This window comes from Vibrio sp. J383, assembly GCF_023503985.1.
GTDB lineage: Bacteria > Pseudomonadota > Gammaproteobacteria > Enterobacterales > Vibrionaceae > Vibrio > Vibrio splendidus.
Window position 1 is genome coordinate 1847352 of record NZ_CP097294.1, and the last position, 25491, is coordinate 1872842.

The 25491-nt window shown below is 44.6% G+C and carries 21 protein-coding genes; 11 read left to right on the plus strand and 10 right to left on the minus strand.

What is annotated here, in order from left to right; all coding sequences use genetic code 11:
- Window positions 1-20 precede the first annotated feature (20 nt).
- Window positions 21-1703 carry a VRR-NUC domain-containing protein gene (locus tag M4S28_RS24555; protein WP_249633127.1) on the plus strand — a complete coding sequence of 561 codons (1683 nt, stop codon included), beginning with the start codon at window positions 21-23 and terminating at the stop codon, window positions 1701-1703.
- Window positions 1704-1860: 157 nt separating this feature from the next.
- Window positions 1861-4215 carry a fatty acid cis/trans isomerase gene (locus M4S28_RS24560; RefSeq protein WP_249633128.1) on the plus strand — a complete coding sequence of 785 codons (2355 nt, stop codon included), beginning with the start codon at window positions 1861-1863 and terminating at the stop codon, window positions 4213-4215.
- A gap of 185 nt (window positions 4216-4400) precedes the next feature.
- On the opposite strand, the gene torS is transcribed toward M4S28_RS24560, so the two are convergent.
- Window positions 4401-7418, minus strand: a complete 3018-nt coding sequence (gene torS, locus M4S28_RS24565) for a TMAO reductase system sensor histidine kinase/response regulator TorS (protein WP_249633129.1) — start codon at window positions 7416-7418, stop codon at window positions 4401-4403.
- Between the two features lie 64 nt (window positions 7419-7482).
- Window positions 7483-7647: a hypothetical protein gene (locus tag M4S28_RS24570; protein WP_249633130.1), complete on the minus strand. Its 165-nt coding sequence runs from the start codon at window positions 7645-7647 to the stop codon at window positions 7483-7485.
- On the opposite strand from M4S28_RS24570, the gene torT reads away from it, so the two are divergent.
- Window positions 7592-8539 carry a TMAO reductase system periplasmic protein TorT gene (gene torT / locus M4S28_RS24575; RefSeq protein WP_240513410.1) on the plus strand — a complete coding sequence of 316 codons (948 nt, stop codon included), beginning with the start codon at window positions 7592-7594 and terminating at the stop codon, window positions 8537-8539. The genes M4S28_RS24570 and torT overlap by 56 nt on opposite strands.
- Before the next feature lie 60 nt (window positions 8540-8599).
- A complete protein-coding gene (locus M4S28_RS24580) occupies window positions 8600-9055 on the plus strand; it encodes a methylglyoxal synthase (RefSeq protein ID WP_004730260.1) in 456 nt (151 codons plus the stop codon).
- A gap of 85 nt (window positions 9056-9140) precedes the next feature.
- On the opposite strand, the gene M4S28_RS24585 is transcribed toward M4S28_RS24580, so the two are convergent.
- Both M4S28_RS24585 and helD read right to left on the minus strand, forming a co-directional pair.
- Window positions 9141-9491 carry a VOC family protein gene (locus tag M4S28_RS24585; protein WP_061023392.1) on the minus strand — a complete coding sequence of 117 codons (351 nt, stop codon included), beginning with the start codon at window positions 9489-9491 and terminating at the stop codon, window positions 9141-9143.
- A 110-nt stretch (window positions 9492-9601) separates the two neighbouring features.
- On the minus strand, window positions 9602-11677 hold the full coding sequence (helD, locus tag M4S28_RS24590) for a DNA helicase IV (RefSeq protein ID WP_249633131.1): 2076 nt from the start codon (window positions 11675-11677) through the stop codon (window positions 9602-9604).
- 177 nt (window positions 11678-11854) lie between these two features.
- On the opposite strand from helD, the gene yccS reads away from it, so the two are divergent.
- The 5 genes from yccS (at window position 11855) to M4S28_RS24615 (ending at window position 17419) form a co-directional block, all read left to right on the plus strand.
- Entirely contained in the window at window positions 11855-14038 is a 2184-nt protein-coding gene (gene yccS / locus M4S28_RS24595; protein ID WP_004730255.1) for a YccS family putative transporter, read from the plus strand.
- A 333-nt stretch (window positions 14039-14371) separates the two neighbouring features.
- Window positions 14372-14557, plus strand: a complete 186-nt coding sequence (locus tag M4S28_RS24600) for a hypothetical protein (protein WP_249633132.1) — start codon at window positions 14372-14374, stop codon at window positions 14555-14557.
- Window positions 14558-14678: 121 nt separating this feature from the next.
- Complete coding sequence (locus tag M4S28_RS24605; RefSeq protein WP_004730251.1) at window positions 14679-14999, plus strand: hypothetical protein; 321 nt, start codon at window positions 14679-14681, stop codon at window positions 14997-14999.
- 170 nt (window positions 15000-15169) lie between these two features.
- The gene (locus M4S28_RS24610) at window positions 15170-16429 is read left to right on the plus strand and encodes a hydroxymethylglutaryl-CoA reductase (RefSeq protein WP_102456754.1); all 1260 of its coding nucleotides are present in this window, start codon (window positions 15170-15172) and stop codon (window positions 16427-16429) included.
- A gap of 78 nt (window positions 16430-16507) precedes the next feature.
- The gene (locus tag M4S28_RS24615; protein WP_249633133.1) at window positions 16508-17419 is read left to right on the plus strand and encodes a LysR family transcriptional regulator; all 912 of its coding nucleotides are present in this window, start codon (window positions 16508-16510) and stop codon (window positions 17417-17419) included.
- Window positions 17420-17494: 75 nt separating this feature from the next.
- Here the strand turns inward: M4S28_RS24615 and M4S28_RS24620 are convergent, their stop codons facing one another.
- The 3 genes from M4S28_RS24620 to M4S28_RS24630 form a co-directional block, all read right to left on the minus strand.
- Window positions 17495-18409: a YjjW family glycine radical enzyme activase gene (locus M4S28_RS24620; protein WP_249633134.1), complete on the minus strand. Its 915-nt coding sequence runs from the start codon at window positions 18407-18409 to the stop codon at window positions 17495-17497.
- A gap of 52 nt (window positions 18410-18461) precedes the next feature.
- Entirely contained in the window at window positions 18462-20018 is a 1557-nt protein-coding gene (locus M4S28_RS24625) for a YjjI family glycine radical enzyme (RefSeq protein WP_017085477.1), read from the minus strand.
- A gap of 337 nt (window positions 20019-20355) precedes the next feature.
- On the minus strand, window positions 20356-20955 hold the full coding sequence (locus M4S28_RS24630; RefSeq protein ID WP_004730240.1) for a class I SAM-dependent DNA methyltransferase: 600 nt from the start codon (window positions 20953-20955) through the stop codon (window positions 20356-20358).
- Between the two features lie 161 nt (window positions 20956-21116).
- Between M4S28_RS24630 and M4S28_RS24635 the strand changes: the two genes are divergently transcribed.
- The gene (locus M4S28_RS24635; RefSeq protein WP_004730238.1) at window positions 21117-21995 is read left to right on the plus strand and encodes a LysR family transcriptional regulator; all 879 of its coding nucleotides are present in this window, start codon (window positions 21117-21119) and stop codon (window positions 21993-21995) included.
- A 61-nt stretch (window positions 21996-22056) separates the two neighbouring features.
- Here M4S28_RS24635 and M4S28_RS24640 read toward each other — a convergent pair whose 3' ends face one another.
- On the minus strand, window positions 22057-22407 hold the full coding sequence (locus M4S28_RS24640; RefSeq protein WP_004730237.1) for a hypothetical protein: 351 nt from the start codon (window positions 22405-22407) through the stop codon (window positions 22057-22059).
- Between the two features lie 321 nt (window positions 22408-22728).
- Here M4S28_RS24640 and M4S28_RS24645 point away from each other — a divergent pair, with 321 nt between their 5' ends.
- Window positions 22729-23625, plus strand: a complete 897-nt coding sequence (locus M4S28_RS24645) for a cation diffusion facilitator family transporter (RefSeq protein ID WP_249633135.1) — start codon at window positions 22729-22731, stop codon at window positions 23623-23625.
- Window positions 23626-23675: 50 nt separating this feature from the next.
- Here M4S28_RS24645 and yddG read toward each other — a convergent pair whose 3' ends face one another.
- Together yddG and yjjG are read right to left on the minus strand one after the other, a co-directional pair.
- Window positions 23676-24605: an aromatic amino acid DMT transporter YddG gene (yddG, locus tag M4S28_RS24650; protein ID WP_017079752.1), complete on the minus strand. Its 930-nt coding sequence runs from the start codon at window positions 24603-24605 to the stop codon at window positions 23676-23678.
- A 121-nt stretch (window positions 24606-24726) separates the two neighbouring features.
- Window positions 24727-25401, minus strand: a complete 675-nt coding sequence (yjjG, locus tag M4S28_RS24655; protein WP_017085476.1) for a pyrimidine 5'-nucleotidase — start codon at window positions 25399-25401, stop codon at window positions 24727-24729.
- Window positions 25402-25491: the final 90 nt, after the last annotated feature.

A 25491-nucleotide genomic window follows, 5' to 3' on the forward strand; every position in this document is an offset into this window, starting at 1 on the left:
ACCTTAGGGTTAGGCTCTTTTTGTATCAAGCGACGAACCCATTGACGATAGAAACCACTCTTCAGCTCCCCCCTACTTATTATCTCGACAACTTCAATCGGTTGGTTGAACACGCTCAAACGCTCTACCCCGATCTCCTGAGTGACGATGAATGTCGTTGGTTGTCCGCATACAAACGTCTTTCCGTTTCAAGCCAATGCTTAATGGTTCGTTTGCTTTCTCGTAAAGGCCGTTGGTTTCGCAGCGATAAACTCAACTATGTTGAGATTTCTGATTTGAATACCGCACTACAAGAGCTAAGCACCTCAGGCTTTATTGCGTTAAGTCATCCCACCGAACAACATGACCTTGTCATTAGCAATGTCGAACTAGGATTGCATTTACTCACTAAACCAGAGCTGTTGAGCGCATTTCCATCTCTTAAAAACAATAAGACAGCGAAGAAAGACGAACTCTTGGCGTTACTTGATCACCAACCTTTTGATCAGTTCCAAAACTTGTCGTTCGATTGTATTTACGTTGTCGAATCTCAAGTTATTGATGTTTTGCTGTTACTCTTCTTTGCTAACACCTATCAAGACTTAAGCCAGTTCGTCTTAAGCGATCTTGGGCTCAATACCTTTGAGAACTACCCATTAAGCAAGCAACGCCGCTTCTTCACTTCTAGAGATCAACTCAATCAATTACTCCAGATGCGCGATATTCAACGCTTGTATTCAGAAGGTGACCGCAAAGACAGTGAGTTTCTTGAGCTGCTTTTACAGTCGATACCTGCGGAATCAGAACACAGAAGCATTGCCAGAAAACGATCGCGTTTGATCAATGATATTGCTCGCGATCTTGAAAGGCTTAACCTAAACGACCAAGCTGTCTTTTGGTTCAGGCAATCTGCACTTCCTCCGAGCAGAGAACGACTTGCGCGCATCTATGACAAGCAAGACGAGTTAGACTTGATGTGTGACATTGTCACGCAAATGAAAGCTACTCCATCGGATGTGTCAGAGTTGGAAGTCGCGGCTAAGCTTGAGCAAAGGTTATTACGCAAGCAAATGTTATCTACAAAGAAGGGGCACAAAGTTTCACGAACCATAAAACCGAACTGCAAAGAGATAAAACTGGAGTTAGACCTAAACCAAACGCGAGTCGAGCTTGCGGTAAAGCAGCACTTTGAAAGCCAAGGATGGAATGTCTACTTCTCTGAGAACAGTTTTTTATGTGGCTTGTTCGGCTTGGCTTTCTGGGAGGTCATTTTTGCAGATGTTGAAGGCGCCTTTATCAATCGATACCAACATCGACCTCTGGATCTGTACCATTCCGATTTCGTAGACAAACGAGCCGAACAGGTCGAAGCGGTGTTTCAGACTATATTCAAGCATGGGCCGAACCACTTACTCAATATTTATGACCAGAAGCGCGGTATCGCCAACCCATTTGTTCATTGGAACTACTTCCCCAGATCACTCGTCGAGCACAGTATGGAAGCTATTCCCAACGCCTTGATTGTTGATCTTTTCAAAGTGATATTGAGTGATTTAAAGCTATTTAGAACTGGGATGCCGGATTTGATTGCATTCAAGAACAAAGAGTTTCATTGGATTGAAGTCAAAGGCCCTGGCGATAAACTGCAAGACAACCAATGGCGCTGGATCAAAGAGTTTGAGAGATTGTCTGTCCCTTTCTCTGTTTGTTACGTCAATCAGTAAGCCTTAAGTCGACACTCTAAATTCCAACCTCGGGTGAGTGAGTCACCTCGATAAGTTGCTCAGTCCCATCAAGATCTTATCTATAAGATTGTTAGAACATGAGCATTTTCAATCATTTTCGATATAATTAGAGAAAATGCTTAATATATAAATACGTATGAATTTGAAAAAACTCTTCATTTTAGCTTTTGTTAGCGTCTTCTCAGGTTGTGCCGTCTACGCGGGTTTAAACTTCGACGAGCTGTTTGGTAAACAACAAGTTCGCGATCGCCAAGCGCCTATTCTGTCGGCTCAAGCACAGCACTTCATTGATGAAGTGAAGCCCATCATTGATAACCGATGTGTGGTTTGTCACGCTTGCTATGACGCACCTTGCCAGCTCAAAATGTCTTCGGTAGAAGGTATCGACCGAGGTGCAAGCAAGGCACTCGTTTATCAAGGCACCCGTTTAACCGCTTCAGCCCCTACTCGCTTGTTTGAAGATGCTTTAACCACACAAGAGTGGCGCGATGCGGATTTTCACCCAGTTCTCAACGAACGTATGCAAAACTCAACGGCTAACCTCGATGCAGGTCTTGTTTCTCGTATGTTGACCCAGAAAGAGAACCACCCACTTCCAGATCAAACCCAGCTTGAAGGTTTCGACTTTTCAACCGATCGCGACCAACAGTGCCCAACGATTGAAGAGTACGCCCAGTACGAGAGAGATTACCCAACTTGGGGGATGCCTTATGGGATGCCGAACTTAGATAAAACAGAATACGCGACTTTAATGAGTTGGTTGGAAAATGGCGCGTTAATGAACGACCACATTCCACTGAATGATGCGGAGCAAGAGCTCGTTAATGTCTACGAAAGCTTTCTCAATAAGAGTGACAATAAAAGCCAACTTTCAGCACGTTACATCTATGAGCACCTGTTTCTATCGCATGTCTACTTCTCTGATTTGGCGCAGCCAACGCGTTTCTTCACACTTGTCCGCTCTGCAACGCCTCCAGGTGAAGCGGTGCAGCGCATCACGACTCGTCGCCCTTACGACGATCCAAAAGTAGAACGTGTTTACTACCGCCTGATTCCAGAACAAGGCTCCATCGTCGACAAAACGCACATGCCTTTCGCACTCAATAAAGAGCGACTACAAAAGTGGAACACTTGGTTTGTCGATGCTAATTACTCTGTGAAACAACCCCCTAGCTACAACATTGATGTCGCAGCTAACCCTATGACTTCGTTTGAAGCGCTGCCAGTGAACTCGCGCTTCCATTTCATGTTGGACAATGCGCAAAACACCATCATGGCTTTTATCAAAGGGCCAGTGTGTCGTGGTCAACTTGCCTTGAATGTGATTAACGACCGTTTTTGGATTTTCTTCATTGATCCAGAGAAAGCCGATTTACCAGAAATAAACGCTTTCTACGCCAGCCAGAAGAAAAACTTAAAACTCCCCAGTGAACTGAAAAGTAACACCGTACCAGCGACTAACTGGGTGCGCTACTCTAAGCAACAGGCTCGATACCTAAATGCGAAATCAGACTTCACCAACCAATGGTTCGATAGTGGCGTGAACCTAGACACCGGTATAATTTGGGATGGCGATGGCATCAACCAAAATGCTGCTCTCACCATCTTTAGACACTTCGATAGCGCTTCGGTTGTTCAGGGTTTAGTTGGCACTCAACCTAAGACAGCATGGATCCTTGATTACGCCTTACTAGAGCGCATTCATTACCTTCTTGTAGCAGGCTTCGATGTGTATGGAAACTTCGGCCACCAGCTGATTACGCGTATGTTTATGGACTTCTTGCGCCTTGAGGGCGAGAGTAACTTCTTAACCCTTCTTCCTAAAGATGTTCGCCATATTGAACACTCAAGCTGGTACAAAAACCAAAGTGCACAACTGAGCGATTACTTGCAACGCAATATCGCCCCTTTCGACCAACCAACAAGTGTGGTTTACAAAACGGCCGATCCTAAGCGTGAACTGCTCAATATGATCAAAGATAAGCTCGCGCCTGTCCTCGATAGTCGTTTTGATATTGTCGAAACAGGTTTTGGTCGAAAGAACGAAGCACTGCTTAACCAAGTGAATCTGATAAAGGGAGTCGGCCTGCGTCATGTTCCTCAGTTAGTGATGATCATGATTGAAGGCGAAAATGGCGAAGAGCAGCTGTTCACCATGATTCACAATAACGCTCACAGCAACATTTCAAGCTTGTTTAATGAAGAAGGTAACAGAGATTACGCCAATGATGACTTAACGCTCGTACGAGGCGTTGTCGGTAGCTACCCTGCAGCCTACCTGTCTTTAACCGAAAGCGAGATACCGACTCTGGTGAAAACTCTGCAAAATTTAAACACAGAAGAAGATTACGTGGCGCTGCTGGATAAGTTTGCGGTACGACGCAGTTCTAACGAGTTCTGGCCGTTCAGTGACCGAGTTCATCGTTGGTATCAACAAGACCAACCAATCGAGTTTGGCTTGTTGGATTACAATCGCTTTGAGAATAGGTAGTAAGCGATGAGCCTTAGTTCGAGCTCTTGAGCCTTAGTTCGAGCTCTTGAGCCTTGGTTAGCTGGAATGGTTAGTCTTTCATAAAGAGCGCTGACTTGCGCGGTATAAAAAATCCTCTGACGAATATTCGTTCAGAGGATTTTTTGACTTGTTGATTAGATCAAGTTTAAAGCAAGCTCTCGTCATTAGGCAGAAACATAAGTTAGTAACGCCTCTAACGAGTCTTTAACCAATTCAGATAAAGCGTGGTCGTTATCTCGGTACTGCAATAATGGTTGTTCGCTAGCTTCAATACTCTGACACAAATTGTACAGCGCTAATAAGCCCAAACTGCCCGCCGATCCTTTGAGCTTGTGCGCCAAAGACTTCACTTCTCGTCCGTTATCGGCTTCGCTTGCCTCGACTAATTCATTCAAGGTAAGGTTACTGCTCTCCTCGAACAGCACAACGATCTGTTTCATTTTATCCAATCCAAGAATCGATAGGTCACCCTCTATCACTTTGGAATCAATCAGTTTCACAGGAATCTCTCCTTCGTCTTCAGTTTGCAAAGCCTTGATGGCTAGATCAGAGACGACGCTCACCATCTGAGATGAGCACAACTCGTTGCCTTTATTACGTTGAGGTTTGTTGTTTTGACTGCATATAGAATCGTTAGGATCAGGTTGTGGCAGTAACAAAGCCTTGCCATCAAGCTGTGTCACAATGAGCTGAGAAAGTGCTTCCTTCTCTAGCGGCTTAGGCAAGAAGCCATCAAAGCCAGACGACAAGTAGCTTTCCACTTCTTCGTTAAACACGTGAGCCGATACTGCGATCATTGGGGGTACTTTTCGAATTACGTCTTCTTCGCTCTCATGCTGAAGCGCATCGTCTTTGAGTTGTTGAATTAGCTCGACGCCATCGCAGTCCGGTAAGTTGATATCCACCAGCGCAATATCAAACTCTTGCTCACTGAATATGGCTCTCGCTTCTTGTCCGGTTGTCGCAATCACAACCTCGTGGCCTAGGTTATTCAAAAAGCCTTCTGCAACGATGCAGTTTACTGGGTTGTCTTCAATCAGCAGTACCTTCGCTCGGATACAAGCTTCAATGACCGTTGCTTTCGTTTCAATTTTCTCACCTACTTCAAGTGGCAATGAGAACCAAAACTGACTGCCCTCGCCTTCTTCAGAATGAACGCCAATATCCCCATTCATTGCCAACATGATGCTTTTACTGATCGCTAATCCAAGCCCTGTGCCACCGGTTTTGTTGCGGCCGCTATCGGTTTGGGTAAAGGCATCAAACAGACAAGCTTGTTCACTTGCATCAATACCGACACCGGTATCTGACACTTCAAACATCACTCTATTTTCATCTTCGATATCTAAGCTGATAAAGATATCGACTGAGCCACTTTCAGTAAACTTAATCGCGTTACCGACCAAGTTATTCAATATTTGACTGATTCGAGTGACATCACCACGCCAATAGCGTTGAACATCACTTTCGATATGAAAATCAAAGTTAAGCTTCTTCTCAGCGGCGCGCCCTTCCATTAACTGATAGGTATCTTGAACCATCTGGTAAAGGTCAAAAGAAGCCGCGCGTATTTCTAGATGTCCAGCTTCTATCTTTGAATAGTCCAGTACGTCATTCAAAATCGCGAGTAGATTCTTACCACTGCGGTTAATGATGTCCGCATAGCCTGATTGCAGCGGGTCTAAGCCGGTATCTTTAAGCAATCGAGCCGTACCTAACACACCATTCATAGGCGTTCGTATTTCATGGCTCATCGTCGCGAGGAAAGCAGACTTGGCACGGCTTGCTTGTTCTGCCGCATTGCGAGCTTTAGCGTGGTTACCCACCTCGACATTCAACTTCTCATTGGTCTTTTGCAGTTGATAGGTTCGATCTGTGACCAACTCTTCTAAGTGCTCTTTGTGCTCTTCGAGCTCACGTTTTGCCTTAGCTTCGCCAACCGCGACCACTTGTAGTGCTTGCGCGGTGTTTCTGGCGGTGATGATTGCCTCGCCCATATGAGCCAACTCATCATTACCCTTAACCGAGATATCAATATTCAGGCGACCTTGTGCGATAGACATCAAGGCAGATGAGTATTCAGTAAGACGTTTAACAACCGAGATATAAACCACTCGCCAAACGATAAATGCGACGATAACCAAACCAATAACCGAAATCACAGACAGCGACCATTGAGCCAGATTCAGCGTGCTAGTCAGCTCATCAACCGCTTTTTTTGTGCTTCGGTTTGAATCATCAACCAGTTGGTTAACCGTTGTATTCAGCTGAGAGAACAGCTCCAACGTATTTTGCATCAGAAACTCTGACTTTTTGGTGTTCTCATATTGTTCTAGCGAGATATCGAACACGACCTGGCGTTTTCTCAACTCTTCAAGCAACTGAGACATCTGCGCAGAACGAGTCGGATCTTCCACCGCTTTAACGCGGCGCGCCATGATTCTTAGGTTGGATTCGAACTCAGACTGGATTTGATGAATACGTTCAACGTTGGTGACGGTTTGCGTTTCTTCAATTTGATTGAGCATCTTGAACGCCAACAAATGCAATTCGTGCAGACGCTCAGACAAATCAAGATCAACTTCAACAAGTGCGTCTAAGGCTTGGTAGGCTCTATCGGTTTCTTTGGTTTCTAGCAGGTCGTAGATGTGCGTTACGTTGGCAACCGCAATGGTGGCAGTATTCAGCACTTGGGTTCGCGTGAGCTGCTCTAACTCTTCGGCAAGTAAGCGCATCTCTTCAACACGAGACGTCAATTCCTTGCTTAACCAAAGCTTACGTTCAACCGAGACACCCAGTTCAGCCAGTGTGTTAATAACGCTTTGAACATTGTTTTCGAGTTTATTGAGAAGTTGGGAATCAAAACTGTCGACACCAAGCTCTTTGATATGCTGAAGAAGTGCTTCAAGCTGGCCAAACAACACAGTGCCAGCCTCTTTTCGTTCGGCCTCGTTTCTCGCATTAGACAGCGTTTGTACTGACGAAATAATACGGTTACTCAACTCAGAAACTTGACGAGCTTCGATCATGGCAGGAAGCGCTGAATCGACGACGTTTCTTTCCGTTTTTGCTACAAAGCTAAAACCAGAAACACCGATCAATGCAGACAATAGAACCAACAGTGCCATCACTAAGAATGAGGCTAGTAGCTTGCGTCCAATACTCGCTGAGGCTAACAACATAAACTTTAAACCTTAAAACGTTCTTCTTTACCCATGCAGAATACGCTATATTTTGCAGTGTTTCTTATCTAAAACCAATAAAACGGCAATTCATGCTATCTAGACCTTTAGCTTCAAAAATCATTCTCACACTACTGGCCACAGTAACCTCTGTCGCGAGTGCTAGCGAGCCTTTGAGCCCAATAAAACCTGCCGAAGCCACATCACATAAAGAGAAAATTTGTGCCATTTATCCGCACCTTAAGGATTCTTACTGGTTGTCTGTTAACTACGGCATGGTCTCTGAAGCAGAAAAGCAGCAAGTTGAGCTAAGAGTATTAGAAGCCGGCGGATACCCAAACATTGGTAAGCAAGCCTCACAGCTGGTGCTTTGCACACAATGGGGAGCCGATGCCATTATTTTAGGCACAGTTTCACCCGATGCTTACCATGACAATCTTACGGATTGGGTTGGCTCTACCCCTGTGTTTGCTACTGTCAATGAGTTGACCGTCAATGAAGAACAACAGAAGGTATTGAAAGGCACGGTCGGTGTCGACTGGTATCAAATGGGATTTCAAGTCGGAGAGTTTTTGTCGAAACGACATCCGAAAGGATCAGGCGAAACACCTATCGCCTTGTTACTTGGCCCACAATCAAGTGGCGGTACTAAGCCTGTAGCTCTTGGGTTTTATGATGCAATCAAATCGAGCGATATCAAAATTGCGATAAGCTATTGGGCAGACAACGATAAAGAACTGCAAAGAAACTTGGTACAACAAGTCATCGAGCAGCCGGAGATTCAATATATTGTCGGAAGCGCAGTCGCGATTGAAGCTGCGATAAGTGAGCTGAGAGCAGCCGGTAAAACCAAAGAAATTGGATTAATTTCAAGTTACCTAAGTCACGGAACCTACCGCGGCTTACTTCGTAACAAGGTGCTTTTTGCACCAACAGATAAAATGGTTGAGCAAGGTCGCTTATCGGTAAAACAAGCCACCAGTTACTTACGCGGTCAACCTTATGAAGAACACAGTGCACCCATGATTGAAGCACTGACACCGGCAACACTCAAAGATCAAATTATCGCCGACTCATTGTCACCTTCTGAGTTTCGTCCGGTATTCAGTGTGAATCCTTAGTGCTATATTGGCTGAAGAACTCAAAACAATAAAAACGAAACAATCATTTAGGGAACATTCATGCAAAAAACGACGCGTACTATGCCAACGCATAAGAATATCGCTTTGGTCGCTCATGACCATTTCAAACCTGAGCTACTTAGATGGGTCACAGAGAACAAAGAAAAACTACAAAAGCACTTCCTTTATGCAACGGGCACAACGGGTTCTCTACTAAGTAAAGAAACGGGCCTAGCAATTAAGAGCATGATCAGCGGCCCAATGGGCGGTGACCAACAACTGGGTGCGCTTATCTCTGAAGGTAAGATCGATATGATGATTTTCTTCTGGGATCCACTGAATGCCGTACCACATGACCCAGATGTAAAAGCACTGCTTCGTATCGCAAGTGTTTGGAACATTCCAGTGGCAACCAACCGTGCTACCGCTAACTTCCTATTTAACTCTTCACTGCTTGAAGAAGAAGTGATCATTGAGATCCCAGACTACGAAGCGTATCTAGCAGAGCGCACGTAATCGCACGTTAAATGAGATCTCTACTGAACAGACTAAAAAGCCTGCATTTTATCGCAGGCTTTTTGTTTACCAGAGTCTTAACTCGCTACTTGTCACTCCATACCGCCATTTCGTTGCCACTTGGCTCTCTAAAATGGAAACGTCTGCCACCGGGGAAACTAAATATCTCACGATTTACCTCGCCCCCAGCATCAAGCACGTCACGCTCGGTTTGCTCAAGATCTTCGCTATAGAACACCATTAGCGCTGCGCCACTTTCAGCATTCGACGCCAGATCCGCTAAATAGAAGCCACCCATTAAGCCTTTACCTTCAAAAGCAGAATACTCAGGGCCATAGTCTTCGAAGCTCCAACCAAACACTTGGCTGAAAAACGCCTTAGTTGCGGCGATGTCTTTCGCAGCAAATTCAATGTAGTTAATAGAGCCGTGTTCCATAGCGGATTCCTTCTGCTTTATGCCTTTTTCCTAATGATAATAGCTTACGCCCTAATGAGCATAGAGAGCGGGCTTGAAGATCTAATCTTAGACAATTACACCAAGTGACATCACTTTTTACGAACGACAGGGTAATCAGAGCCATGCAGCTCTTGCACAAAGCCAGATCCGTCGCCACTGTGCGTAATCCATACTTTCTCTTTTGCTCGCGTCATTGCCACGTAAAACAAACGACGCTCTTCCGCATATGGGAACGCGTCTGATGATTCGGTCAATGCGCCATCAATATGCAGTTGTTTCTTCTTCGTCGGGAACTGTCCTTCGTCAACACAAAGAATAATGACAAAGTCCGCCTCTTTACCTTTACTGCCGTGGCAAGTCATGAATTTGATATCAATGGAGGTGAAGATTTTTTTCCAATCTTCTAGCAATTCTGGTTTGTGGTAATGGTTACGTCCAAGTAGCAGCACAGACTTGTTGGTTTTGCCTTTAGATTGGCGGTTTAATTGATCGAGGATTTTCTCAACTTCTTTGCTTGGTGCACTGTACACCGCCTTCTGTTTCTGTTGCTTGAAGCTGTTCAGTTCTTTCGGAATCTGAATCGGGTTTTCCTGCACAAAACGATTGGCAACTGCACCTAACTGATTGTTAAAGCGGTAAGTCGTATCTAGGTGATGAATGGTCGAGCTTTCAAAACGATCCTTAAAGCCCGTCGTCAAATCAACATCTGCGCCCGCAAACTGGTAAATCGACTGCCAATCATCACCTACCGCAAAAATAGAAGCTTGGTGTTGCGCTTTCGACTGATTGCACAGCGCCTCAACCAAGGCAAGACGATCTGGCGAGATGTCTTGATACTCATCGATCATGATGAACTTCCAAGGCGAGATAAACTTGCCCTTTTCGACATACTGAGTGGCTCGGCTGATCATGATTGAGAAGTCGATATGATTCTGTTCTTTCAGTTCTTTTTGCCATGCTGTCACGCATGGCCAGCACAGTGAAAGCTCGCTGTTGAGACGCGTGTAGTCTCTATGATCAATCAACTGCTGCTGCACTTCCTTCTTCGATAAACCCGATGCATTCAACTGCTCAAGCTGCTTTTCAAGCCAACCAATCAACTTGAGGTTTGAAACATGGCTACCAAGTTCGTCATCACCTGTTAAATAAGCGATTGGCCATTTAGACAGGTGCTTTTGCCAACGTTTGAAGTTGGTCGGCGTCATCCAGTGCTTTTTCAACCAATCAATACACCATGCTTGTCGTTGATTGTCATCGAGCGCTAACGGAGAGATAACCACACGTTCAGGTTCAACTTGATTAAGGATCTTTAAACCCAACTGGTGGAAAGTACTCACTTGCACCTTCTCTGCTGATAAACCAATTTTGCTGTTAAGGCGCTGTTTCATCTCTTCCGCTGCTTCGCGACCAAATGCGAGCAATAACAACTCTTCAGCTTGAGCTTGATGGCTTTGCAGTAAATACGCGACGCGAGCTGTAAGAACACTGGTTTTACCCGAGCCAGCGCCCGCTAAAATAAGGTTGTGATCATCATTCATCAAGACCGCATATTGTTGAGATAAATTGAGTGGTGACGATTCACATTGAGCAAACAATACTTCCCAGTTTTGTCTTTCTGTTTCTAACCACTGCTGATTTCTTTCGGCTTGCTTAATTTCCGTCTCAGACAACCATGGCTGCATTCGAGCAATGCGGTTTGGCATACGCTGCGCCGCTTCTTCTAAAGTCATCGTCATGTTTTCTAAACTTGAGTTAACCATGTCGACCCAAGTCTTAACTTTAGAATGCGCTAGGAAAGCTGGAAGTTGCTCAAGACGTGTCAATTCAGCTTCCCATTGAGGAACGTGTTCAGCCAATTGTTCACATTGTGTATCATGCCACTTCTGATAAGCAGCAACCGATGTGCGTGCAAATTGACGGCATTGTTCCCAAGGTAGACCTTGTACTAACCAGCTTCGCTGTTTGCCATCTTGTTGATTAGCAAAGAACTGTAACGATCCCCAAAACAATCCGCGTTTTATCGCGATCTTGCCACTCCAAATAGTAAACGGGATTCGTTCTTCACTGCCTACTGAAGATAACAGCAGGCGTGGACCATCAAGTTCGACTTGATGATATTCATTTTGAATAAAAAACTGTGCAGTCTTGTTAGCGCTTAGCTGCATTGGAGTGTGCTCTCTAATTGGGAATATTGAATTTATATCATGATGCTGTGAGAATTAATAATGTCTCACATCTTATCGATGCTTTCATGACCATCTAGGGGCAATTATGGATAAGTATCAAATTCTTGTGCTTGATTTCTGTTAGGATTATGGTTTTAGTGTGTCAAGTGAGCGACTGTGGACTTCTCAGCCAAATTGCGCCTCTATTGGGCGAATAAAACCATAAATTACAGCGTATTAATTCTCATCACTCTACTCGGTGTTGTGGTTCCTGCTTGGTATTATGGACAAAACACACTCATCACACCTTTGATCTTAGGTGTTATTGCTGCGGCTCTTGCTGAAAGTGATGACAGCTTTACCGGGCGTTTGAAAGCACTCACGCTAACCTTTATCTGTTTTGCCGTTGCAGCCTTCTCTATTGAGATTCTGTTCGACACGCCTTGGCTGTTCGCGATAGGGCTTTTCGTTTCAACCTTCTCTTTTATTATACTCGGTGCAATTGGCCCTAAATACGCCAGTATCGCGTTTGGTTCGCTGCTTGTTGCTATCTATACCATGCTCGGTGCCCATGAGAGCACCAACCTTTGGTTTCAACCGCTTCTACTTTTAACCGGCGCCGCTTGGTACTACTTCATGTCGATGATTTGGCAGATTGTTTGGCCGATGCAGCCCGTACAGCAAAACCTAGCGACGGTATTCGATCAAATCGGCAATTACATCGGCTCAAAAGCAGAACTCTTCTACCCTGTATCTGACCTTATTCCTCAACCACATCGCATTATTGAAGCCAAGTTAAACGCCAGTACCGTTAATGCACTCAATATGTGTAAAGCAACACTGCTTAACCGATCTAAGCGCGGGCACATTGATGGTCCGAGTGACCGATTCCTAAACACCTATTTCATCGCACAAGACATTCATGAACGCGTGAGCTCTACCCACTACCGCTATCAAGAGCTGGCAAAGCACTTTGAACGCTCTGATGTGTTGTTTCGATTCAAGTATCTACTCGAAGCCCAAGCTACAGCCTGTAAAGAAGTGGCGAGCTCATTGAAAGTCGGAGCTGAATACCAACATGGCGATAAGTCGGTATTAGCACTTGATGAGTTAATGTCTTCGCTTAACCATCTTAACCAACAGAACAAGCCCGAGTGGAAATCACTGCTCAACCAATTGGATTACTTATTCAATAACCTAGCTACCGTCGAAAAGCAGCTCTCGAATATCAGTAACCCGGATGCGGAAAAGTTGGAAGAAGACGTATTGGACGATACCAACCCTCATACTTTGACGGCAATGTGGCACAAGATCAAAGCCAACCTGAATACCGACTCGATGCTGTTTCGTCATGCGATTCGTATGGCAATCACATTGACGCTCGGCTACGGGATCATTCAGGGTTTTGACATAGAGCGTGGATATTGGATTTTGCTGACGACGCTGTTTGTATGCCAGCCAAACTACAGTGCAACACGACAAAAGCTGACGGCTCGTGTCATTGGCACCGTCGCAGGCTTGTTGATTGGCGTACCACTACTGACCTTCTTCCCGTCTCAAGAAAGCCAGTTAGTTTTCATTGTGATCAGTGGCGTGATGTTCTTTGCATTCAGAATCAATAACTACGGGTTCGCGACCGGCTTTATCACGCTGCTTGTACTCTTCTGCTTTAACCAATTAGGGGAAGGCTACGCGGTGGTGTTGCCAAGACTAGCGGATACCTTTATCGGTTGTGCCCTCGCCGTACTTGCTGTCATTTACGTGTTGCCTGATTGGCAATCAAAGCGATTGCACAAAGTAATGGCAGATGCGCTCGATTCCAATAAGAACTATCTCGCTCAGATCATTGGCCAGTATCGTGTAGGTAAAAAAGACACCCTTAATTACCGTATTGCGCGCCGCAGTGCACACAATAACGATGCCAACCTGACTGCGGCCATCAGTAGCATGCTGGTTGAACCGGGCAAGTACCGCACCTCTGAAGATGAGAGTTTTCGATTCCTAACACTTAATCATGCTCTGCTCAGTTATATCTCTGCTTTAGGTGCTCACAGAACACGTATCGATGATGAAGCAACACACAAACTGGTGTTAGATGCACATAGAGTAATACACGAACATCTCGACGCTCTAAATGATCAGCTCTACTCCCACCAAGAACAGTGTGAAGTAAAAAACGCTTACGACCCTGAACTGGATAAACGTCTGAGTGAGTGGCGAGAAGAGGACGAGAGTTCTGTCAGAATGGTCCTACAACAGCTGCATTTGATCTATCGAATGCTTCCAGAATTACATACCTTAGCGACCAAGTTTGCGGTTAAGGTAAAGATAGATAAGCCGTTTGAAACAGAAGCTTCTTGAACAACAAACAAAATACTGTAAAAACAAAAAGATACCGCCAATCGCTCACCTTTTGATCATAAAATGTGATTTATATATTGCTCTATCTATACCCCCAATTGGGTAGAGCAATTACTTGCCTACCCTTGCACCACAAGGGATGCGGGGATTTTTACATTGTAGGAATTCTCTGACTTTGATTGACCCAACCATAACTTTGCCTAACATTTCTCGGACAAAAAACGACCACAGAAATTTATAGTTGTCTTAGTTTTAGGAAACTTCAAACTTCATTTAATATTCACTTAATCTTGTTTGATTTCCTGAATCAGTAGGCTATGCTCTATAGAGCATATGGATTTGAACAAAGGTCACATTATGAATACACAGCAATTTGAAGTATTTAAGCAGCAAATACAGCTCCTTAGCCCACAGCAATTGAAAGCAATTCAAGGTGAAATCGACGGCAACCTTGAAACGGACCAGCCTTCTCTGCTGACTGATGAAGAGTTAAACGCACTGAATGACCTGTTTAATTAATAGACAGACGTCACTATTTTAGCTTAAGTTCACCGTTTCACCATAAATTTCACCTGTTCACCATTGCGCTCAAAATATCGTCCGCCTAGACTCATTCAATACGTCAATAAAAGGTTCTGTTATGTCGATATCTGGTATTCAATCTGGTTACGCCATTATTCAGCAGTCAACCAACATGGCTGAAGAAGCCGCAATCGAGCTCAACCAAGCCTCCAAACACTCTCTAGAATCCGATGACGCTTTCCAAACCAGCGATTTCAGCTTTAACCAAATAGAACCTGAACAATCCATTTCGTTTAAAGAAAAAGAACCGGAACCATCTTCATCCTCAACGGATGCACTCATCAAACTGACTCAAAGCGCAAGTTATAACCGCGTTGGTGCGAGTGTGATTGATCGTCAAAACGAAGCCATCGGCAGCCTTCTCGATATCCATATCTAGTTCAATCTCATAGTGAGCATTTTTTGACGAAGTTGTCTTGCTTAGGCGAACAAATTGCTGCTAAACCCATACAAACTGTAACTCATTATATCAGGCGCTTGTTTCTGGTTTATTACTCGGTAGAATCAGCGCAAACCAATTTGCTGCACAAACTTTACTTCATACTATTTATGCCAAAACTAAATCTGCATCGCCGTGACTATGTTTCTATTTTAGGAGGCGACATCTCCGCAGACGCATTAGAAAAAAAGCTTCAGCCTCATTTTGAAAAGCCAGTAAATAAGCTGACTCCTAGCCCCTATCTGACAGAAAAAAATCTAGCACGTCGTTGGACAGCTCTCGACAATTCAGATTCTCAACAAGAGCTCCTCGACCCTCATACACAAAATCAGATCCAAGCTTATGAGAAAAACATTGAGCACTTTATTGGCACCGTTAAAGTCCCTGTGGGAATATCTGGCCCTTTAAGAGTCAATGGCCTATTTGCTACGGGCGATTACCTCGTCCCACTCGCAACCACAGAAGCAGCGCTTGTTGCGTCTTACAATCGTGGTTCTAAGCTGATTACGGCCTGTGGTGGCGCAAGTGCAATGTTGCTCAATGAAGGTGTCACACGTACTCCTGGTTTCGCATTCCAAGGATTAGTTGAAGCCGGACAGTTTGTGGCTTGGGCTGTGACCCAATATGACCAATTTAAAACCTTGGCTGAATCAACAACATCACATGGCAAACTTACCGACATCAATATCAACATCGAAGGTAACCATGTTTATTTGGTGTTTGAATTTCTAACTGGTGATGCTTCTGGTCAAAACATGGTGACCATCGCCACCAATGCAGTCTTTGAGTACATCATAGAAAATACGCCGGTTAAGCCCGATCATGCTTTCCTAGATGGTAACTTGTCAGGCGATAAAAAAGCCAATACTCAAACCTTGCGCAGCGTTCGTGGTAAAAAGGTCACAGCCGAGGTTAATATCTCTGCCGAGCTTGTCGCTAAGTACCTCCACACTACACCAGAGAAAATGGTGCAGTTCGGACAAATGACCACAGTCGGTGGGGCTTTGAGCGGCACGATTGGTATCAATGCTCATTATGCAAATGCACTTGCTGCGCTCTACATTGCGTGCGGCCAAGATGCAGCCTGTGTGGCTGAATCGGCGATTGGTATGACTCGTATGGAGCTCAACAAAGAAGGTGGCCTATACGCTAGCGTAACACTGCCTAATTTAATGCTAGGTACAGTAGGCGGCGGCACTGGTCTACCAAGCCAAAAAGCATGCCTCGATTTGCTAGGCCTTCACGGCAATGGTAAATCGCAAGCCTTAGCAGAGGTATGTGCTGCATTATGTTTAGCAGGTGAACTATCGATTGTAGGCGCGTTTTGCGCAGGTCACTTTTCGCGAGCTCATCACAAATTAGCTCGTTAATAACCTTTATCCAATTTGGCTTGTGAGATTTTGTGGATTGCACAAGAGCACAAGCCACTCTGAATGCGTGAGTCATAAATGGATTACTTACACTTATCTAGAGTGAGCCTTAAGCACCTCACTGCGCTTCATATTATGCTGAACACCCACAGCGTTACTCAAACCTCAGAACAACTTTGTGTAAGCCCTTCGAGTGTGAGCAAAACCTTGTCTCAACTGCGTGACATTCTTAATGACGAACTGTTCTATCGAGATGGCACCAAGCTGATCCCGACGCCATTTGCCTTGCAGGTAGCTCCGACTGTTCACGCGATTCTTTCAAGCATGAACGGACTGCTTCATCAGAAGAGTTTTACCCCTCAAGAATACCAAGGCAGCTTTTCACTTTCGATGCGCGAAAGTACCTTTGAAGTATTCGCATCAAAGCTCAGCAAAATTACCACTGAACTCGCACCAAAAGCCAAACTCAACATCTATTCAAAGCAACAGCTTGGTTTTGATGCTTTGCTCAGCGGTAAGATCAACTTGATCTTATTGCCCCATGATATTTCCCAGCCACCGACCGATAATAAGGAGCTGGTTTGGGAAACGATTCTTCCAGACGAAATGGTTTGTTTGATGGGCGCAGACCACCCTCTTGCTCAGCAAGAGCTGACGATTGAAGGCTACTTAGATTACAAGCACATTGGGATTTTAGATAACGAACTGTCTCAGCCTTACTTTGAGCAAAACTTAGTTCAATGCCACCAGCCAAGAGAGATGGCAATATCGGTCGCGGACTTCGGTGCAGCGGCTGTACTGTGTCACCACACGCCTTTCCTGTTCACTTGCTCTAAACAGTGGGCTGAACATGCTAAACAAGCTCAGGGTTTAGTGAGCAAACCCTTGCCTTTTGATTACGGTAAGGTGGCGTATAGCTTGGTGTGGAACAAGCCCAACATGAATGATCAAGCGATTAAATGGTTGTGTGACCTGTTTCTAGAGGCTTAATATTTTTAGAAGCTTAATATCTTTAGAAACTTAACGTTCTTAGAAGCCTGATTAACCGCCTAAGAAACTTAAAAACTAAATATAAACTTCAGGGGTTTGCATTGGCCTTTTAACGATCGTGTAGAGCTTATCGTGAAAGCTCTGCATCTGTTGTTCGGTGCATTTAGGCCAATCTAACGCTTCACCAATCACACCATGATGTTGAAACGCATTCAGTCGAATTCGAACATCATTTGGTAGCGTCTTCAAGTAACGCCCCACTTGTTCAACTTCATCTTCAAGATCGCTTTTATTCGGAATATGCAGCAACCTAACTTCATGCAGCTTTCCTTTGCCTGCAAGATAATTGATGGTTTCAAACACCCGATGATTTCCTCTGCCCACTAACCATTGATGTGTTTCCGATTGCCATGATTTTAGGTCAATCATCGCGCCATCAAGATAAGGCAACACCTTGTCCCAACCTTGCAGTGACAGCGAACCATTACTATCAATAAAGCACGTAAGGTGCGCTAGCTGCGGATCACTTTTAATCGCTTGAAATAGCTCAATGATAAACGGCAACTGCATGGTCGCCTCGCCACCTGAGATAGTGATTCCGCTTAAGAAAAATTGGTTATGCCTGGCGAGTTCAAGCACCTCAGAGACTGCCATTGTGGTGATTTTCGGGCTCGACTTATGATCGCAGACATCAATGCACTGATCGCAATTGGTACAGGCTGCCGGGTCCCATTTCACTTTGCCATCAATCATGCTTAAAGCACTGCTTGGACAGCCACTAACGCAGTCTCCACAATGGTTACAGTGATTGATTGTATGAGGGTTATGGCAAGTAATGCAGTCAAAATTGCAGCCCTGAAGAAACAGCACCAAGCGGTTTCCCGGGCCATCAACACAAGAAAAGGTCAGCACACGGCTGACCTTCGCTTGTTTTTCTGTCTTATTATTTTTAACCCTAGCCATTTGAGTTGTTAGATCAGAAATTTTCATAATTCACATTGTTCGTAGTCGAAACGCATCACACACATAACGCACGTTAAAGCTATTCGTATGTCGGCGACATCTCTAAGCTCGCCACGCGTGGTTTACGCTCTAATATGCCCGTATTCTTCGCGGCTTCAGCACCTAAGAAGGTGGTATTGGTGCGTGAGCCTTGCTCATCGTATTTCGCAATATCAGACAGCTTGATCATGTAACCCGTTACACGAACCAAATCGTTCGATGCTACGTTAGCTGTGAACTCACGGTAACCCGCTTGAATAGCGCCTTTACACAGGTTAAACATCGCTTCAGGATTTGATTTCACTGTTTCGTCGATGGTTAGAATGTCACTGATACCCGAGGTGTAGAACTTATGGTGACCCGCGGTAGCACGAACGTAAGAGACTGGATCCGGTTCGGTGCCATAAGGAATACGGACACCCGGAGTCACATCTTCATCTAAACTAATACCGCCTTGAGCGTGCAACAGAGCCTTACCTTCGAGCCCATACTTCACTTCAGAGCTTTCGACGATCTCAGCCAGCTTTTCAGAGATACTGTGACCGAGTTGATTCGCCTGTTCATCGTGACCATAGCGCCCTGCTTGGCCCTCTTTATCCATCAAGATGTTGACTGCTTCCGCCATGCCATAAATACCAAACATTGGCGCAAAGCGATCTTCTTCGATAAGGCCTTCTTTGGTCAAGAAGCCGTCAAAAAAGTTAGACTCTTCATGCAAGAAGCGGCTACGTGCGTTCATCAATTCAACCATGATGCCACTGTAATTCGGCAATACTTGTTGTAAGAAATCAGCACTGTCCTCAGACTTCAACGCCACTTGCTTTAGGTTCATACGCACCAAGGTGTTTGAACCACCCGCTAAAGGCAAAGAGTTATAGCAGCTCACAATACCAAAACGCTTGTCGCCGTAAGCCTCGGCATGCGCTGGATAGTTTGCGATATGAGGTTTACTGCACTCGCAGATATTGCTTGCCGCATGACGAAGTAGATCATCAGGTGTCACAGCAGGGTCGTACATAAAAGTTAGGTTTGGTGCGATCTGCTTCAGTTCAGCGTCTACGCGCAAAATCGTACGGCACACAATGTTGTCGGTCGGGCCGATATTCACATGCATAAAGGCATCTGGCAATGTGCGGTCCAGCATAATCCAGAACAGCTTAAGCTTTTGATATACCTGCTCATCCGTCAAGTCGCCAACAAATGGCATCAGTACATCATCCAACTGACCTAGGTATACCGGAATTGAAGTTACAGACGGAACATGGTGGTAAAGGATGGTAAGCATGTTCAATGCTTCATCGAAATTAGTTGCCGCGCTAAGCTCTAAATACTTTGAGCCTTGATGTAAGTATTTAGAATAGTCTGGAAGTACATAGCGCGGCTTAAATGGTGCATGCCCTTCAAACATGTCACATAGCACACCTTGTTGTAGGGCTTGCTCTACTTCGTTGCTTACCGGCATGTACGGCAAGCTTGCTTCAGCTTCTAAGGCAAGATAACTCGACTTCTGCTTTGGAGACAGGTGTGCATCTGAAATGATATTGCTAAAGCGTTGTTGTTGCTCTGAAAGTTGTGGAGAAGCAGATTGGTGGCTCATGATGAAACCCTTAATATTATTATGGGCTTATTTTATATCTCACTGTTACATTGCCACTAATGAAATGTATGCAAGACTATATTTCCAAAATGGAAATGAGTAATTTATTAATTACCGGAAATTAGCTTATCTATAAACGAAATGGGAAGAAAGAAGCCAGTGTTGGCGTTGATAGTGATAGTGATAGTGAAGATATTGAAAAGCACTCACTGGCTCGCCTGTTTGAAACACAAACGACTAAAAATAGAAAACCCACATAACTGACCTTAAGATCGTTGATGTGGGTTTCGTTATTTTAGATGAGCATTACCGAGGCTAGCTCTAGGCATACACAGGATTACAGATGAGGAAGCACTTGTTTGCGTCCAACACCCATCAATACCTTTAACTCTCCTTGTGGAGTGTTGATCGAGAACGGCGTTGATACTTCAACCACTGCAAAGCCAGCTGCACTCAATACATTCTCTGAGCGCTGTTGGCTTACACCGTAGTCTTCGCTGTCGTTCTCTAAGTACCAATCCCAGTGTACAAACGTGCCGTCGTTTTCAAGCAGCGTGTAAATCAGACTGACTGTGTCTTGTAGGTTCGGGATAAAACCACACACCGAAGAGGCTACCACTAGGTCAAACTGGTTTCTGAATGCTGGATGCTGCGCCGCAAGCCCGCGCGATAAAAGATCAACAACAGGTTCAACGTTGGGTAACTCTTTCTTATCTAACTCTTCAATCATCCCTTCAGAGATATCAAGTGCGATGATCTCTTTTGCTAAAGGAGATATTTTCTGGCTGAGTAGTCCTGTACCACAACCAAAATCAAGGACACGGGTTCCGTTTAAATCAACGAGCGGTGTTAACTGGTCAAATACGGACTGTGCGAATACTGCGGTCGCGGGATCTTTATCCCAATCAACGGCGTACTCGTCCCATTGTTTCGCCATCATGGCCTCCATCTTTACTTCTTGTAGGTTCGGAACTTCCCCAGAATAAACCAAATTAGTCAATTCGTCATAGAGTTATCATGCAAAGATGGACTATTTCTAAGATAGTCAGCACAATATTCAGATAATATGCACCGACCCTCGCTCAATATGGAAATGAAATGAACCTTTCTCAAGTCCAAGCCTTTTGTTCCGTTGCTGATTTAGGATCAGTGTCTGAAGCTGCACGCCAGCTAGAATGCAACCGAACCAAACTCAGCATGTCGATTAAAGCCTTGGAAAAAGAGTTAGATGTCGAGCTGTTCGTACGCAGCGGAAACCACGTTGAACTTTCTGAAGCGGGCAAAGCCATTTACAAAGATTGCGAAGGCTTGTTGGTGACAGCAGCGCGTATTAAACAGACCTGCTTGCATGTTTCAGGTGAATTTAACGCGGAAATTTGGATTGCACGAGATGACTCCCTACCCGATGGAATGTGGCAGGATTTATCTCACGCCTTAAATAACAAGTACCCTTCTACCTCATTCAACTTCGTTCTCGCGTCGAGTGGCGACTTAGCTAACTTGGTTGAAACTCAGCAAGTCGACTTCGCATTTGGCGTCGATTACGAACGTGTCGATGACCCAAGAATTATCTACAATCCACTTGGTAAGATTCGAATGATGTCTGTGTGTAAGAAAGGACATGATCTGAGTGCGATGCGACGAGTGTCGGATGAAGTATTGAGAAATTCGATGCAAGCGACCATGGTTTATCTCAATGAGAAGGATAATCCTGAGCTTGAGCCCTTCTCTCGCCGTTATATTGGCTTCTCTAGCTTCGACTTCATGTTGGATACAATTTTGCGTGAAGAGGCGTGGGGCGTAATGCCAGAGCCATTGATTCGCCATTTATTGCGTGAACAAGAGCTAGCAGTGATCAAACACACGTACGGCTTAACACAAGAAGACTACTGTATGTTTACCGCGGCAGGTATGGCAGAACACCCTGGTATGAATTGGTTAGCGGATCAGATCAGCGATTACTTGTTTGATTTTTAAAGTGTCAGATAATGTTCTATCTCGACACTTAAAATCATCTAACAAATAGAAAGCCCTCTCTTTAAAAGACCATCACATGATCAACTAAATAGCGTCCGTCTTCTTCAACCAACACCATTTCAGCCACAAACTCGCCTTTCGCAATGGTATACGCTTGCTTCCACACAAAGGCGATAGAATCTGAGCGTCTAAATAGTGCGACCTGCTTTCGTTCAGCAAAAAAGCCATTGCTGTGTTGATAATGGTGACATACCTTTTCTAAATATTCCGGCGTAACAATGTCTTTCATCCTTTGGGTAAAGTCTCGACAGTGCTGAGCATGATCAACCTTAGTTGAACCGTCCATCAAGTTATCCATGATCGGGTTAGCAATCACCCACAATTCGTTATCACTGATATCGTCAAACTTCATATTGATCCATTCCTTGTCCATTCCAATCCGTGCAGTCTCAGTCTCAGTCTCAGTCTCAGTCTCAGTAGAGTCTAGGAAATCAATGAGACCCTAGCGACTAATGTGTTTTATTAATCATAAACGATCCTATTTCAGTTGCACGCCATCTCCAAGAAACACTCAACGTCAATTTTACTGACACCGCAAGTTACCAATAAGTGATTGAATAATAACAACTTGAATATAAAACGAGTTACCGACATATAAACGTCATCAGATAAAGTTTGTAAAGCTAGCTCAATATTAGAACAATGAAGTTATCAAAAACATCTGGAAAATATTATGTGTGACAGGAAAAGCCAAAACGAAAATCGAGTACTATTGTTCTCAGCCCTTTTAGCATCAGGCTTCGCAATTGGCGGATTGGTGTTGGGTCTTCTCGTTGGCTCTCTAGTCATAGTATTTGACGGTGTCTACTCTCTTATCAGTTTACTGTTAACTTTATTGTCACTAGCTGCCTCTAAATACATTAATCGCCCATCAGACAGGGAGTTCCCGTTCGGTCGAGCCATCATTGAGCCAATCGTAATCGCGATTAAAGCGATTGTGATTCTGCTTGTGGTCGGTTATTCGCTTTACTCTGCGATTGGTGCTCTGATGACAGGTGGTCGTGAAGTCGATGCTTCTATCGCAACTCTGTTTGGTATTTTCAACGTATTGGGTTGTGGTTACGCTTGGTGGTACATCGCTAACAAGAGCAAACGTATTTCTTCAGGTTTGATTCAAGCTGAGTCTAAACAGTGGCAAATGGATACGCTTTTGAGTGTGGCAGTTACGGCAGGTTTCGTTGTTGCTTGGTTGGTGGCTTACTCTCCGTTTGCTGAATACGCGATATATGCCGACCCAATGATGATGTTGCTGATGTCTTTCTACTTCATCAAAGTGCCGTTCGACATGTTACGTGAAGCAATGCGTGAACTGCTAATGATGTCGGCAACCAAAGATATTTGTGACGCGGTAGATAAGAATGTTGTCGCTGTGGACAAAGATGCGGACCAAGATTTGGAGCTAATGGGTGTGACTAAAGTTGGTCCTGAATTAAGAATCAATGTTGATATTCATACCAACGACCAACAAGCGATTGCGGTCGATGATATTGAACGCACGCGCCGCCAACTTAAGCGACGCCTATCTAAGATGCCTTATGAGCTTCAATTGAATCTCAATGTTGCGAGTTAAATTTTCCATAGCAAACGAGGACACTCCTCACCCGAGAACATAAACTCAGATTAAGAGTGAGATTGAACCTTTTTAGAAGCCGACGCCTTTGCCGTCGGCTTTTCTCTTGTTACCCACCAGCAAGCCAGTGAACCAACGGTTACCATACAAACGCCCTGCCAAAATGTCATGGTCAACGACAAGCCTAAAATCAACGAAGAGAGTACGGTTGCGAAGATTGGCGTAAAATACGACATGGTCGCAAGAAATACCATATTGCCACCCAGAATTGCCGTATTCCAAAGTGCATAACCTGCGCCCATACAAGCGCCAGCTAACGCTAAATCAATCGCCGCACTCGTTGTCATCACCATGCCTGTTTCATCACTCAATGCGTATTTGATCCACAGAGTGATCGCCGTAGCGATAAAGAAAAGCACAATCGCATTCTGTCCTTTAGCAACGCGCTGGGTGTAGTTGCAGTAAACAGCCCAAATAATCGCACCAAAAAACGCCATAGAATAGGTTTTAGGATTAGTCGCAATGTTGGCAGCAATTTGATCAACAGATAGACCTTGATCACCACTGATGCTCCAAGCCACACCGAAGAATGCCAAAAAGATACTTGGATAAACCAACCAATTAATCTTCTTGTCGCTCAGCAACACCGCAAACAACACCGTCAGTGCCGGCCACAGGTAGTTGATTACTGCCATCTCTATGGCTTGATGTCGGCTGTTCGCCATTCCCAAAGCCAGAGCCAGGAAAATCTCATAACAAACGAACAAGGCACCGCCAATCAGTAGGTAAGACTTAGAGAAACGTGACAGCTTTGGTAAACCCATAACACAGACCAACAACAGCGCACTTACCGTATAAAGACTGGCTGCACCACCAATTGGACCTAGCTGTTCTGAGACACTACGAGACAGAGCAATCAAACAGCTCCATAGTAAAATGGCGATAATACCGTAGCAGCTATAACGATGAGATTTCAGCACGCCTTTTCCTTTATCTATTTTTGATGGTCACTCTATGGTTAAACCAAGTTCAAAATAATTGGCCGAGTACATTTTCGTACTCGGCCATCAACACTTTGTTTACAAAGCATCTATCAATTAACTAAGCCAACAGCAAAGCTTGTAAGTCAGCCAAAGACTTCACTTGATAGTGAGGGTTGATGCCGGCTGGTGTTGCCTTTTCTTGACTGTTTAACCAGCAAGTTTCAATGCCAAAATCGAGCCCGCCTAGAATATCTGAATGTGGATTATCCCCGACCATCAATATTCTTTGTTTCGATGGCAATCCAACCAGCTTATGCGCATATTCAAAAATCTCGGCATCCGGTTTAGCTACCCCAACCTCTTCAGAAATAATCACGTGCTCAAAGTAATCCGTCATTCCTGTACGCTCTAAACGGATAGACTGAAGCTCTGTAAAACCGTTAGTAATGATGCCCATGTTCACTTTGCCTTTTAAAGACTCCATCAACTCTTGCGCACCCGGTAACAAAGAACAGATATCCGCCATCGCCGTTAAAAATGCACTGTTTAAAGCAGCGGTTGTTGTTTCAAGCTTTTCAGCCCAACTTTCGAAGCGCGTATGTTTCAGTTGGTCTGCGGTAATGCGACCATCTTGGTAATCGACCCAAAGTGGTAAGTTAACCTTTTGATAAGCCGAATAATCTTGCTCGCTGAAATCCACACCAAAGCGAGAAAACATCAGCTTCATTCCTTGATAAGCATCAAAATGGAACAAGGTTTCATCTGCATCAAAGAATATCCAATCGTACTTCATTTTATTTCCTATTATTCGCGCTGTTGAGCAGTGCATGCACTGTTTTTGTCGTTGTTTTTATCGTTGCCTCAAAGGGCGGAGCATCACTTT